Here is a 13,465-nt window from a genome sequence, read left to right as displayed (position 1 = left end):
CCGAGCAGAGGAAAAAGTCTGCGGCCCGACCATCAGATCAGGCCGCAGATAAAGGGAAGGGGTAGGGATTTTACGCGGGCCACGAATAAAGGGGACAGTGTGACCCGCCCCATGAACTTGGGCGCTCGGCTTACGGATTGCAAAGGCGAAATCACCGCAACCCTGAGGGTCGGCGCTTTGCTGCCAATACGCGTATGCCACGAGCGGATTCATGCCCAATCCTCGTCCTCGTCATCATCGAACTCAAACGCGTCAGGATCGGAGAAAACCTCCGGGAAAGAGGCCTGCGCGCGCTTCACGTCGATACGCAGCAGCGCGTCGTAGCTTTCGGGATCGAACGGATCCTCGGCGGGCACGACTTCGCGCCCGAACAGCCAGCTGATCCGGCCCGCATCGAGATTGCCCCGCTCGAAGGGCTCTTCGCCAAAATGGTTCCACAGCGCGGCCATGAAGCCCGCATCCGCCTTGCGATCCGCGCTCGCCCGGTCGGCGTAACGCTCGCGGCGGATGATCTTCGTCGCGCCCTTCTTGTTCGCGCGGCGAATGGTGAACTGGTAGTCGGTCGAGGGCAGACGCCCCGGGAACCCGCGATGCTTCAGCATGTTGCGCTCTCCCCTGCGGCCCAGCGCAAACGGCAGCGGGCGCCGATGCACCCGGCATCGCGCATCAACGCATAAGCCAATGAATTGTCGTGGGATTTAATCCCCCCGCGGCACGCGGCCCGGGCGCGGATCGGGTCAGCCGGGGCGAGGCGCAGACGCCCTCGCCCCGTGCTGGGATTACTTGTACTTGCCGGTGTAGACCGGCTCAGCGGTAACCGGTGCCGCGGGCTCGGGCTTGGGCGCACAAGCTGCGACGAAGGCAACGAGAGCCAGCGCGATGAGAGCTTTCGACATGTCGTTCTCCTGTCCAAGGACGCCGCGGGACCAAAACCGGACCCTTGCGCGCCCTCAAGTTCCGGGAGGGGAGGATTCCCGTTCCCGAACCACAGGTTAGCCCGCAAAGCGCGATCACGGAAGCGCGATTTCGCCGTGAGCGTCGAGACGCTCGCGATGGCGCGCGACACCACGGCCGACGCATTCGCGCCTGCTGCGTGATCTGTGCGGCTCTGCGCCATCAGTAGAACTCCCATACGCATTTCCCGTCCTCGACCGAGAAACTGTCGAAATATTGCACCGCCTCGGGAGCGGCTTCTCCGAACGCGACCACCCGATCCGAGAGGCTCACGATCACCTGTTCCGGCTCGGGCGCAGGGCTGGCCAGTCGTGGCGCGACCCAGCCGTTGCACAGCGCCTCGATGTCTCCCAGCGCGATCTCCGGCGAGAGCGGGCTCAGCCCTCCGATCTGCGGCGCCAGGAAGCGGAACCGGTAGGTCAGACCGTCCGGCCCCGCGGCCGTGTGGATCACATCGACCCACCAGATCTTCTGCCCCGACGGCACCGGGATCGCGGTGCCTTGCGTCCCCTCCGGACCGTCTCCCGGCTCCAGATCGTCGGGATGCATCAGCAACCCGTAATCGGGAACCGGATCGACCTCGCGCAGCTCCTGCGCCGAGACGGAGCCCGATGCCAAGCACGCCAGAACCACCCCGGCCAGAAGACCGGCAATGCCGTTCAAGGTCGCGCGCTTCGGCTCCATTCGCCTCCTCAGAGCGGGATGTTGTCGTGCTTCTTCCACGGGTTGGACAGCTTCTTCGAGCGCAGCGCCGCAAAGGCGCGGGCCACCCGGCGGCGCGTCGAGCGCGGCTGGATCACCTCGTCGATGAAGCCCTTCTCGGCCGCCACGAACGGGTTCGCGAAACGGTCCTCGTAGTTCTTCGTGCGCGCCGCGATCTTCTCGGGGTCGCCCAGTTCCGAACGGTAGAGGATCTCGACCGCGCCCTTGGCACCCATCACCGCGATCTCGGCGGTCGGCCACGCATAGTTGAAATCGCCGCGCAGGTGCTTGGACGACATAACGTCGTAAGCACCGCCATAGGCCTTGCGGGTGATCACCGTGACCTTCGGCACGGTCGCCTCGCCGTAAGCGAAGAGCAGTTTCGCACCGTGCTTGATGACGCCGTTATACTCCTGGCTCGTGCCGGGCAGGAAGCCGGGCACATCCACGAGCGTGAGGATCGGGATTTCGAACGCATCGCAGAAGCGCACGAAGCGCGCGGCCTTGCGGCTCGAGTCGATATCCAGACAGCCCGCCAGCACCATCGGCTGGTTCGCCACCACGCCCACGGTCTGACCTTCCAGACGGATGAAGCCGGTGATGATATTGCCCGCGTAATCCTTCTGGATCTCGAAGAAATCACCCTCATCCGCGATCTTCAGGATCAGTTCCTTCATATCGTAGGGGGTATTCGGGTTCGACGGGATCAGCGTGTCGAGCGAGGCCTCGATCCGGTCCACCTCGTCGAAGAAGGGACGCACCGGCGCCTTTTCACGGTTCGACAGCGGCAAGAAGTCGATCAGGCGGCGGGTCTCGAACAGCGCCTCGACATCGTTCTCATAGGCACCATCGGCGACCGAGCTTTTCTTGGTGTGGGTGGACGCGCCGCCCAGTTCCTCGGCGGTGACGACCTCGTTGGTCACGGTCTTCACCACGTCGGGACCGGTCACGAACATGTAGGACGTGTCCTTCACCATGAAGATGAAGTCGGTCATCGCGGGCGAGTAAACCGCACCACCCGCACAGGGCCCCATGATCAGCGAGATCTGCGGCACCACGCCCGAGGCCATGATGTTGCGCTGGAACACGTCGGCATAGCCTGCGAGAGAGGCCACGCCTTCCTGGATCCGCGCACCGCCCGAATCGTTGATGCCGATCACCGGGGCGCCGTTCTGCACCGCCATATCCATGATCTTGCAGATCTTCTCGGCATGGGTTTCCGACAGCGAGCCGCCGAACACGGTGAAGTCCTGCGAGAAGACATAGACCATACGGCCGTTCACGGTGCCCCAGCCGGTGACGACGCCGTCACCGTAAGGCTTGCTTTCTTCCATCCCGAAATCGGTGCAGCGATGGGTCTTGAACATGTCGAACTCTTCGAAAGAGCCCTCGTCCAGCAGCAACTCGATGCGCTCGCGCGCGGTCAGCTTGCCCTTCTTGTGCTGCGCCTCGATCCGTTTCGCACCGCCACCAAGGCGGGCTTCGGCGCGACGATGCTCCAGCTCGTTCAGGATGTCTCTCATGAGGGTCCTCCGAATATTTTCGGGCACCCTATGCCAGACGCAACAATCTTACAAAGGGGATTCGAGAAAATTTGCAAATAATTGGCAAGGCGCGCACAGCGAATTGCATAACTGCGAACAAACGTGATGCACCTGCTCAAGAGCGATTGGCCGGATCGCGTGGCGGTTCGGGCGTGCGAAATTGACGACGAGCTTTTGCAAAGCTATCAAACTATTTGCAAAGGGAGGGGCGGATGGCGACTCAGAAACTCTATGCCGGGGTGAAGCTCCGCGAGACTCGCACACGACTCGGGCTGACCCAGAAAGCTTTCGCCGAACGGCTCGGCGTCTCCCTGCCCTATCTCAACCAGATGGAAAACAACCACCGCCCGGTCTCGGCGCAGGTGGTCCTCGCGCTCGCGGGCGAATTTGGCCTCGACGTGACCGAACTGTCGGCAGGCGATGCCGAACGACTGGTCTCGGACATGCGCGAGGCGCTGGCCGATCCGATCTTCGCCGATGGCGCGCCGCCGCTCGCCGATCTGCGCCTCGCGGCCTCGAACGCGCCCGCCCTTGCCCGGTCCTTCCTCGAATTGCACCGTGCCTATCGCCAGACCCATGAACGCCTCGCCTCGCTCGACGAAGCGCTTGGCCGCGAGGGCGCGCAAACCGTCGTCAGCCCTTGGGAAGAGGTCCGCGACTTCTTTCACTATTGCGACAATTACATCGATGCCGTGGATCGCGCAGCCGAGCATTATTCCTGCCGTGATGGCAAACGCTTGGACCCCATTCCTCATGCGATCGACACCCTCGCGAAGCGGGGCATCGACGTTCAGTTTTCCGACATTTCGCAGCTGCGCGAGCGCGACGGCAATCGCCTGCTGATCAACGCCCATGCGGGCCGCCCGACACAGGCCTTCCAGCTCCTCCATCAGGTCGCGTTGCTGACCCAAAACGACCTGCTCGAGGCCACGCTCGACCTCGCCCGCTTCCAGTCCGACACCGCCCGCGCCATCGCCAAGATCGGACTGGCCAACTATTTCGCGGGGGCGGCGCTCCTGCCTTACCGGCCTTTCCTCGAAGCCGCGCAGGAAACCCGCCACGACCTCGAACGGCTTTGCGACATCTTCACCGCCTCGACCGAGCAGGTCGCCCACCGGCTTTCCACCCTGCAACGCCCCGGAGCGAAAGGCATCCCCTTCTTCTTCGTCCGTGTCGATCAGGCCGGCACGATCACCAAGCGCCACTCCGCCACGCGCCTGCAATTCGCGCGTTTCGGCGGCGCCTGCCCGCTCTGGAATGTCCACCAGGCCTTTGAAACACCAACGAAATTCCTCCGCCAACTGGCCGAGACCCCCGATGGCGTCCGCTACCTCTGCCTTGCCCGCGACGTGTCAAAATCCGGCGGCAGCTTCACCGCCCCGGTGCGGCGCTACGCGATCTGCCTGGGCTGCGAGGTGAGCCACGCCAAGGGCCTCGTCTATGCCGACGACATGGAACTCGGCAACCCGCGCGCCTACCAGCCGATCGGCATTTCCTGCCGGATCTGCGAGCGCAAGGAGTGCCACCAGCGTTCCGTCCCGCCGCTTGAACGCCGCTTGCGGGTCGACCCCGATCACCGCGGCCTTCTGCCTTACGATATTGCATAAGAAAACGCCCCGGAGCCTCAACTCCGGGGCGTTCCACCAGCGTCCCTCACTCGTACATCACTCAGACGGCGGCGGTACTCAGCATCCGCGCGATCTCATCCTTGATCGCGGCACGCTGCTTGCGCAGCTCGGTCTCGGCGAGCGCCTCCATCGGTTCGACATTGGTCTCTGCCAAATGCACACGGGTATTGAGTGCGTCATACTCCTCAAGCAGTTTTGCAAAATGGGCATTCGCGATTTTCAGCTCGTGAATCTGCTCAAGTTGCGTGGGGAATTCTTCTTGCAGCGTGTGCGGCGTGTTGGCCATCTTGCTCCCTTTCTTTGCTGTCGAAGGTAATTTACCGCGCGCCGGCACAACTCGCCTTGATGCGGGTCAAATCAGCCACCCGCACGGCGCCATCCCGCCGCTTTTGCTTCCGCTTCGCTGCAAAACCAGCGTTCGCCCTTGCCCGTGCTGATCCGCGTGGCCGCGTAAGCGCGCGTTCCGGGCAGGTGATAGAGCTTCCCGCGCGACGAAATGTTACCCTTGATCGTGCAAGTTCCCGGCGCCACCTGCCCGTTCGATTCGGCGCGGACTTGCGCAGGCCGTTCCGCCGCGCCCTGCCAGATCCCGAGCCCCGCGCGCCGTGCGCGCTCCTCCTGCGCCACGTAGTCGCGCGAGTATTTCCGATAGGCGAAGGCCGCGCCGCGCGCGACCATCTCGGCATTCACATCGCGCCCCCCGGCCCGGCACACCGCGATGAGCCGCCCGTAGCGATCCTCTTCGCTGCCCGTGCACCGCACGCCCTGCCCCGCCAGCGCCCTCAAGGCCGCCGTCGCCGCCTGTCCGCAGGCCCAGGCCGCCCCCGTCGCCGTCTCGCATCGCTGCTTCGCCTCGGGTGCGTCGATCCCGAAGAGCCGCACCCGCGTGTTCTGCACCACCAGCGTATCGCCATCGACCACACGCGGAACGCCCGTGACCGTGGAGGCTGCGGCGGGCAGCGCCAACAGAACGAGAAGTGAACAAATTCTTAACATGTCCCAGATATGGGGCACAGAGCGGGAACGGGCAAGAGATTTTGTAGGTTAAGGTTAGCGCCGGAGGGCCGCATTGGAGGGCAGTGCCGGGCAGCGCCCGACCTCCCCCCGGGAGGGCGCTTTTGCACCGACATCGCGGGCACCATCGCCGGATGAGCGTGATACGACAAAGCGCAGACCACAGACGCGAGGCCAGCGCCCACCCGAGGTCGGGCGCTGCCCTCTTCTCGCAATTCAAAGCGAAGAGCGCCTACCGCTGCGCGACCTGCCAGTTCGGCGCCAACCAGGGCTCCAGGTTCTCCCGCGCCAGCGGCGCCTTGTCCAGCAGATGATCGGCCATCTTCTCGCCCACCATGATCGAGGGCGCGTTCAGGTTGCCATTGGTGATGCGCGGGAAGACCGAACTGTCGGCCACCCGCAGCCCCTCGACCCCGATCACCCGGCCCTCCGGGTCGACCACCGCGCCCGGATCCTCCGCTGCCCCCATCCGCGCGGTGCCGCAGGGATGGTAAGCGCTCTCGGCATGTTCGCGGATAAAGGCGTCGATCTCTGCATCGCTCTCGACCGCAGCGCCGGGCTGGATCTCGTGCTTCACATGCGCCGCCATCGGTTCTTGCGCAAAGATCTCCCGCGTCAGCCGCACGCATTTGCGGAACTCGGCCCAGTCGTCGGGATGGCTCATGTAGTTGAACTTGATCACCGGCGTGTCGCCCGGATCGCCCGAGCGCAACCGCACCGTGCCGCGCGATTTCGAGCGCATCGGCCCGACATGCGCCTGGAACCCGTGCCCCTCGGCGGCGGCCTTGCCATCATAGCGCACCGCGATCGGCAGGAAGTGATACTGGATATCCGGATAGTCGATCCCGGCATCCGAGCGGATGAACGCGCAGCTCTCGAACTGGTTCGAAGCGCCCAGCCCGCCCTTGGTCAAAAGCCACTCCGCCCCGACCCGCGCCTTGCCCAAGAGGTTCCAGTATTTGAACAGCGTCACCGGCTGCTTGGCGGCGAATTGCATATAGATCTCAAGATGATCCTGCAGATTGCTGCCCACACCGGGGCGGTCCGCCAGCACTTCGATACCATGGTCGCGCAGATGCGCGGCCGGGCCCACACCCGAGAGCATCAGCATCTTCGGCGTGTTGATCGAGCTCGCCGCCAGCACGACCTCGCGCCCCGCCCGGATCACCTCGATCCGTCCCTTGCGCTCGACCTCGACACCCACGGCCCGCTTGCCTTCGAACACCACGCGGCGCGCCAGCGCCCGCACGATCCTCAGCTTGCCGCTCTTTTGCGCAGGCCGCAGATAGGCATTGGCCGCCGACCAGCGCCGCCCCCTCCAGATCGTGGCCTCCATCGGCCCGAAACCTTCCTGCTGCGCGCCGTTGTAATCCTCGGTCACCGGATAGCCCGCGGCCTTGCCCGCCGCGACGAAGGCATCGAAGAGCGGATTGGAGCGCGGCCCGCGCGTCACATGCAGCGGCCCCGAGACCCCGCGCCATTCGCTGGCCTCGCCGCCATGCCAATGCTCCATCCGCTTGAAATACGGCAGCACATCCGCATAGGACCAGCCCCGCGCGCCGCTCTCTTCCCAATGGTCGAAATCGCGCGCATGGCCGCGCACATAGACCATGCCGTTGATGCTCGACGAGCCGCCCAGCACCTTGCCGCGCGGCGTCGCCAGACGACGCCCGCCCAGATGCGCCTCGGGTTCGGACTGAAACCCCCAGTCGTAAATCCCCATATTCATCGGATAGCTCAGCGCGCCCGGCATCTGGATGAACGGCCCCGCATCCGAGCCGCCATGCTCGATCACCAGCACCTCGCGCCCCGCCTCGGCCAGCCGGTAAGCCAGCGCCGAGCCACCCGAGCCAGCCCCTACGATCACGAATTCAGCCGAAACACTCATCTTCTTCTTGATCCAAATATCTTCGGGGGGTCCGGGGGGCAGACAGCCCCCCGGCGCTCGCGGCCCGCACCTTCAGTAAGGGCTCTCGACCGGCCCCATGCCCACATAGACCGACTTGAGCTGCGTGTAGTGCTCCACCGCCGCGCGGGAGTTCTCGCGCCCGAAGCCCGACTGCTTCACGGCGCCGAACGGCATCTCGACCGGCGTCAGGTTATAGGCGTTGATCCAGGTCGTGCCCGCCTGCAGCTGGCCGATCACCCGATGCCCACGCGCCAGATCGCCGGTGAAGACCCCGGCGGCGAGGCCGAACTGCGTGTCATTGGCCCGCGCGATGACCTCGTCTTCGGTCTCGAACTCCAGCACCGACATCACCGGGCCAAAGATCTCCTCGCGCGCGATGGTCATCGCGTCGGTCACATCGGCAAAGACCGTGGGCTGCACGAACAACGGTCCCTCATTGCCCGCAGACCCACCGCAGACCAGCCGCGCGCCTTCAGCCTTGGCGCTGTCGATATAGGACATCACCTTGTCGAACTGCGCCGCCGAAATGAGCGGGCCGAACTGCGTCTCATCCTTCAGCGGATCGCCCGCGACGATGGCCTCGGTGCGCTCTTTCAGCCGCGCGAGGAACGCCTCCTTGATGCCCTTCTGCACGAAAACCCGCGTCCCGTTCGAACAGATCTGACCCGAGGAATAGAAATTCCCCAGCATCGCCGCCCCGATCGCGCTTTCCAGATCCGCGTCGTCGAAGACGATCAGCGGGGATTTGCCCCCCAGCTCCATCGTCACATGCTTCATGCCGCTTGCCGCCGCCTGATACACCCGCGCGCCCGTCGGCACCGAGCCCGTCAGCGACACTTTCGCAATCCGCGGATCGGTCGAGAGCGCCGCGCCCACCGGCCCAAAGCCCTGCACCACGTTGAACACGCCCGCAGGCATCCCGGCCTCGATGAAAATCTCGGCCAGTTTCAACGCGCCAAGCGGCGTCATCTCGGAGGGTTTGAACACCATCGCATTGCCGGTCGACAACGCCGGCGCCGATTTCCAGCAGGCGATCTGGGAGGGATAATTCCACGCGCCGATCCCCGCGCAGACGCCCAGCGGCTCGCGGATCGTATAGGCGAAATCACCGCCCAGCGGGATCGTCTCGCCGGTGAGCGTCGGCGCGAGCCCCGCGAAATATTCCAGCGCATCGGCGCCCGAGGGCCAGTCCGCCTCGCGCGTCTCCTGAATCGGCTTGCCGGTATCAAGCGTCTCCAGCTGCGCCAGCTCTTCGCCCCGCTCACGGATGATCGCGACGGCGCGCATCAGGATCCGGCCGCGCTCGACCGGGCGCAGCGCGGCCCAGGCCTTCTGCGCCTCAACCGCACCCGAAATCGCGGCGTCGATCACCGCAGGGGTCGCGGCGTGCAGCCTCGCGATGACCTCACCGGTGCCGGGATAGGTGACGATCAGCGGCTCGCCCGCGTCATCTTCCATCCAATCGCCATTGACGAAATGGCTCGCTTTCGGTTGCGCTCTCATTTCTTGCACTCCAATTCTTTTTCCAGATGCGCCAGCACCAGATCGCAGGCCGCCTGCCGGTCAGGCTCGCCCGAGACAAGCGCGGCGCGGATATAGACCCCGTCGATCAGCGCGCCCAAACCCTCGGCCACGGGGCCCGCGCGCTCGCCCACTAGCGGGCGCAGCCCGTAAAGCAGGTTCGAGCGCATCCGGCGCTGATAGACATGCAGCAGACGGCGCGCCTCGGCGCTCGACTGCGCCAGCACGTAGAAGTTCAGCCAGGCCGCGATCGCCTCATGCCGGAACGACCCGGAGGCGAAAGACCCCATCACAACTGCGCGAACCCGGTCGCGCGGATTGCGCGCGGTCGACAGCGCGCCGCGCACCTCCGCGCCGTAGATCGACAGGATCGAGCGCATCGCAGCGAGGAAAATCTGCTCTTTCGAGCCGAAATAATGATGCGCGAGCGCCGAGGACATGCCCGCGCGCCGCGCGATCTGCGCGACCGTCACATCGAGCGATCCGGCAGCGCCCACTGTCTCAATGGTGGCTTTCACCAAGGCAGCGCGGCGTATAGGCTCTGCTCCAAGCTTGGGCATCGTGTCGGCCTCCTTCGGGTGGCTTTCTTGAATGTCGGGCTAAAACATGTTTATTGACTCGTCAATCAATAACCGCATCATGCGGTTTCATGACGCTGTGACAGGGAGAAAAATATGCAGTTCCGTTCCACCCTTCTCGCACTGGGGGCCGCGCTCTCGCTCGGCTTCGCGGCCAGCGCACCGGCGCAGGCTGCCGATTGCTCGAAAGTGACCTTCTCCGATGTCGGCTGGACCGACATCACCTCGACCACCGCGGTCGCGACGACGATCCTCGAAGCGCTCGGCTACGAGACCGACACCAAGGTTCTCTCGGTTCCGGTGACCTATGAGGCGCTGTCGAAAGGCGATGTGGATGTGTTCCTGGGCAACTGGATGCCCTCGATGGCCGCCAATATCGAGCCCTACACCAAGGACGGCACCGTCGAGACGCTCGGCGTGAACCTGACCGGCGCGAAATACACGCTGGCCACCAATGCCGTGGGCGCCAAGCTCGGCATCAAGGATTTCTCCGACATCGCCAAGCACGCCGATGAGCTCGACGGCCAGATCTACGGCATCGAGCCGGGCAATGACGGCAACGCGCTGATCCTCGACATGATCCAGAAGGACGCGTTCGGCCTAAAGGACTTCACCCTCAAGGAAAGCTCCGAGCAGGGCATGCTCGCGCAGGTCGCGCGCGCCGACAAGGCCGACAAGCCGATCATCTTCCTCGCCTGGGAACCCCACCCGATGAACTCGAATTTCGACATCACCTACCTGTCGGGCGGTGACGACTATTTCGGCCCGGACTTTGGTGGCGCCGAGGTCATGACCAACGTGCGCAAGGGCTATGTCGCCGACTGCCCGAACCCGGGCAAGCTGGTGTCGAACCTGACCTTCACGCTGCAGATGGAAAACGAGATCATGGGCAAGATCCTCGACGATGGCGAGGACCCGAAAGCCGCCGCGAAAGAGTGGCTGAAGGCCCATCCCGCGACCTGGGAAGCCTGGCTCGAAGGCGTGACCACGAAAGATGGCGGCGACGCGCGTGAAGCGGTCGAAAAAGCGCTGAACTCGTGAGCGCTGTGCCCCTGAAAACCTGCGCGTGGGCCTCTTTGGCCTGCGCGTTTCTCGTTCCGCTCGCAGCGCGCGCAGCGGACGAACGCCCTGCCCCCTCCACCTGCCCGACCCGTGCCGATCTGATGGCAACCGGCGTGCAGATGAGCCGCACCTCCCCGCGCATGGCGATCGCCTATCGCTACGAAGACGGCACGCTGGTTTCCTACCGCGCCGACGACCCGGCGCTGAGCCGCCCGCCCCAGCGCGAGACCTATGCCAACCCGCTGATCGTGACCAAGCAGGAAGGCGGCGGCGCGAGCTTCGAGCTGCGCTATGCCGAGACGCCCAGCGTCGAGGACCTGCTGAGCGCCAAGGGCTGGACCGGTTCGGTCGCCCTCATCATCGGCGATGAGGTGAAAGCCACCGGCGAGGCAAACTACGAGGTCATCGGCGAAGGCAAGCTCGCCATTGGCGATTGCACCTACGCGGTCACGCAGGTCTCCGAAGACATCGCGATGGGCAAGCTCACCTCGCATATCCTGAAAGAATACGCGCCCGATCTCGGCCTCGTCATCCGCACGACCAAGATCGACCCCGAGACCGGCAAACCCGTGGGTCAGGTCGCCTTCGACCAGATCGCGGCGCGCAAGCCGAAAGCAAAACAAGAAGGACAGTGATGGACTGGTTGACCGACACCAAGATCCCCGTGGGCAAGACGGCCAAAGTCGTGATCGACTGGCTGCAAGACCACGCCTCCCCCCTGTTTGACGCGCTCTCGGTGGCGCTGCAGGCGCTGATCGACGCGACGCTCTGGGTGCTGCAATCCCCGCCCGCCTTCGTCGTGATCGCAGCCTTCGCGGGCCTGGCCTATCTGCTGCAACGCAGCTGGCAAATCGCGCTTCTGGTGATTGTCGGCTTCCTCTTCATCCTCAATCAGGGCTATTGGGAGGAGACGACCGAAAGCCTCACCCTCGTGATCGCCGCCTGCGTCGTGTGCATGGGGCTCGGCGTGCCGATCGGGATCGCCGCCGCGCACCGCCCGCGCCTTTACGCGGTGATGCAGCCGGTGCTGGACCTGATGCAGACGCTCCCGGCCTTCGTTTACCTGATCCCTGCGATCGTGTTCTTCGGCATCGGCATGGTGCCCGGCCTGATCGCCACCGTGATCTTCGTGCTGCCCGCCCCGATCCGCCTGACCCATCTGGGCGTCTCCTCGACCCCCGACACGCTGACCGAGGCCGCCCAATCCTTCGGCGCCACCAAAAGCCAGCTGCTGTGGAAGGTCGAGCTGCCCTATGCCACGCCGCAGATCATGGCGGGGCTGAACCAGACGATCATGTTGTCGCTGTCGATGGTCGTGGTGGCCGCGCTGGTGGGCGCCGATGGCCTCGGCGTGCCGGTCGTGCGCGCGCTCAACACCGTCAACACCGCGCTCGGGTTCGAATCCGGCTTCGTCATCGTCGTCGTCGCGATCATCCTCGACCGCATGCTCCGCCGGGGAGGCTCGAAATGACCAAAACTGCCGTCAAATTCGACAATGTTTCCATCGTCTTCGGCGACGACCCGCAAGAGGCCCTGCCCCTGATGGATGAAGGCCTCACCCGCCCCGAGATTCAGGAGCGCACGGGCCAGGTGCTCGGCGTGCATGACTGCTCGGTCGAGGTGCCCGAGGGCGAGATCCTCGTGCTCATGGGCCTCTCGGGATCGGGCAAATCGACGCTCCTGCGCGCGGTCAACGGGCTCAACCCAGTCTGCCGCGGCAAGGTCGAGGTGCATGACGGACAGGGCCTCGTCGATGTCACCCATGGCGACCCGGCCACCCTGCGCCGGATGCGCCTGACCAAGATCGCGATGGTATTCCAGCAATTCGGCCTGCTGCCCTGGCGCACCGTGCGCGAGAATGTGGGCCTCGGCCTCGAACTGGCGGGGATGAGCAAGGCGGAACGCCGCGAGAAGGTCGATGCGCAGCTGGAGCTGGTCGGCCTTTCCGACTGGGCCGAACGGCAGGTGGCCGAGCTTTCGGGCGGCATGCAGCAGCGCGTGGGGCTCGCCCGGGCGTTTGCCACCGACGCGCCGATCCTGCTGATGGACGAACCCTTCTCGGCCCTCGACCCGCTGATCCGCACCAAGCTGCAAGACGAGCTGCTGGAGCTGCAAGCCAAGCTCAAGCGCACGATCATCTTCGTCAGCCACGACCTCGACGAGGCGTTCAAGATCGGCAACCGGATCGCGCTGATGGAGGGCGGCCGCATCGTCCAATGCGGCACCGCGCGCGACATCATCGCCAAGCCCGCGAACGGCTATGTGGCCGATTTCGTGGCCCATATGAACCCGCTCGGCGTGCTCACCGCCGAAGACCTCGCTGATCCGCCCGGAACGCCCATCGGTGCCGCCACCGGCGCGCCGATGCCCGCCGATGCGCCGGTGCGCGAGGTGATGGAACGGCTGCGCCATGAGGCGGCGGTGCCGCTCAGCGATGGCCGCGTCGTGACCCGCGAAGGCGTCATCACGCGGCTCATCGACCCGCAGGGCAGCGCGGGCGTGAACTGAAGATGCCTCCGGCGGGGATACTTGGAGCAGTTGGAAGACAGGCCG

At 65.0% G+C, this 13,465-nt stretch carries 13 protein-coding genes; 5 read left to right on the top strand and 8 right to left on the bottom strand.

The features are described from left to right. Positions 1 to 209 precede the first annotated feature (209 nt). From TP2_RS01180 to TP2_RS01165, 3 genes are all read right to left on the bottom strand, one after another. Positions 210 to 602 (bottom strand): hypothetical protein, encoded by a 393-nt coding sequence (locus TP2_RS01180; RefSeq protein ID WP_038072480.1) that lies wholly within the window; start codon positions 600 to 602, stop codon positions 210 to 212. A gap of 514 nt (positions 603 to 1,116) precedes the next feature. Continuing rightward, entirely contained in the window at positions 1,117 to 1,638 is a 522-nt protein-coding gene (locus TP2_RS01170; protein WP_240473678.1) for a DUF6497 family protein, read from the bottom strand. A gap of 8 nt (positions 1,639 to 1,646) precedes the next feature. Further along, positions 1,647 to 3,179 carry an acyl-CoA carboxylase subunit beta gene (locus TP2_RS01165; RefSeq protein ID WP_038072477.1) on the bottom strand — a complete coding sequence of 511 codons (1,533 nt, stop codon included), beginning with the start codon at positions 3,177 to 3,179 and terminating at the stop codon, positions 1,647 to 1,649. A gap of 233 nt (positions 3,180 to 3,412) precedes the next feature. On the opposite strand from TP2_RS01165, the gene TP2_RS01160 reads away from it, so the two are divergent. Beyond that, entirely contained in the window at positions 3,413 to 4,807 is a 1,395-nt protein-coding gene (locus tag TP2_RS01160; protein WP_038072475.1) for a helix-turn-helix domain-containing protein, read from the top strand. Positions 4,808 to 4,868: 61 nt separating this feature from the next. Here TP2_RS01160 and TP2_RS01155 read toward each other — a convergent pair whose 3' ends face one another. The 5 genes from TP2_RS01155 to betI all read right to left on the bottom strand — a co-directional run bounded on the left by TP2_RS01155 (position 4,869) and on the right by betI (position 9,832). Beyond that, the gene (locus TP2_RS01155) at positions 4,869 to 5,114 is read right to left on the bottom strand and encodes an HP1242/YdcH family protein (RefSeq protein WP_038072472.1); all 246 of its coding nucleotides are present in this window, start codon (positions 5,112 to 5,114) and stop codon (positions 4,869 to 4,871) included. Between the two features lie 71 nt (positions 5,115 to 5,185). Further along, positions 5,186 to 5,824, bottom strand: coding sequence for a thermonuclease family protein (locus tag TP2_RS01150; protein ID WP_038072470.1), 639 nt, complete (start codon positions 5,822 to 5,824; stop codon positions 5,186 to 5,188). A gap of 250 nt (positions 5,825 to 6,074) precedes the next feature. Continuing rightward, positions 6,075 to 7,730 carry a choline dehydrogenase gene (gene betA, locus TP2_RS01145; protein WP_038072468.1) on the bottom strand — a complete coding sequence of 552 codons (1,656 nt, stop codon included), beginning with the start codon at positions 7,728 to 7,730 and terminating at the stop codon, positions 6,075 to 6,077. Positions 7,731 to 7,802: 72 nt separating this feature from the next. Beyond that, positions 7,803 to 9,254, bottom strand: a complete 1,452-nt coding sequence (betB, locus tag TP2_RS01140) for a betaine-aldehyde dehydrogenase (protein ID WP_038072466.1) — start codon at positions 9,252 to 9,254, stop codon at positions 7,803 to 7,805. After that, positions 9,251 to 9,832 carry a choline-binding transcriptional repressor BetI gene (gene betI, locus TP2_RS01135; protein ID WP_038072464.1) on the bottom strand — a complete coding sequence of 194 codons (582 nt, stop codon included), beginning with the start codon at positions 9,830 to 9,832 and terminating at the stop codon, positions 9,251 to 9,253. The genes betB and betI overlap by 4 nt, the downstream gene beginning before the upstream one ends. A 114-nt stretch (positions 9,833 to 9,946) precedes the next feature. Between betI and TP2_RS01130 the strand changes: the two genes are divergently transcribed. The 4 genes from TP2_RS01130 (at position 9,947) to choV (ending at position 13,420) form a co-directional block, all read left to right on the top strand. After that, positions 9,947 to 10,891, top strand: a complete 945-nt coding sequence (locus TP2_RS01130; protein WP_038072462.1) for a choline ABC transporter substrate-binding protein — start codon at positions 9,947 to 9,949, stop codon at positions 10,889 to 10,891. Between the two features lie 140 nt (positions 10,892 to 11,031). Continuing rightward, positions 11,032 to 11,547 carry a hypothetical protein gene (locus tag TP2_RS01125; RefSeq protein ID WP_157617012.1) on the top strand — a complete coding sequence of 172 codons (516 nt, stop codon included), beginning with the start codon at positions 11,032 to 11,034 and terminating at the stop codon, positions 11,545 to 11,547. Continuing rightward, a complete protein-coding gene (choW, locus tag TP2_RS01120; RefSeq protein ID WP_038072457.1) occupies positions 11,547 to 12,383 on the top strand; it encodes a choline ABC transporter permease subunit in 837 nt (278 codons plus the stop codon). Before TP2_RS01125 ends, choW begins: the two co-directional genes overlap by 1 nt. After that, complete coding sequence (gene choV, locus TP2_RS01115; protein WP_038072455.1) at positions 12,380 to 13,420, top strand: choline ABC transporter ATP-binding protein; 1,041 nt, start codon at positions 12,380 to 12,382, stop codon at positions 13,418 to 13,420. Before choW ends, choV begins: the two co-directional genes overlap by 4 nt. Positions 13,421 to 13,465: the final 45 nt, after the last annotated feature.

The sequence above is a fragment of the Thioclava pacifica DSM 10166 genome (assembly GCF_000714535.1).
GTDB classification, from domain to species: Bacteria; Pseudomonadota; Alphaproteobacteria; order Rhodobacterales; family Rhodobacteraceae; genus Thioclava; species Thioclava pacifica.
Note: the sequence above shows the minus strand (reverse complement) of the source record. Positions and strands in the feature narration are given on the sequence as shown.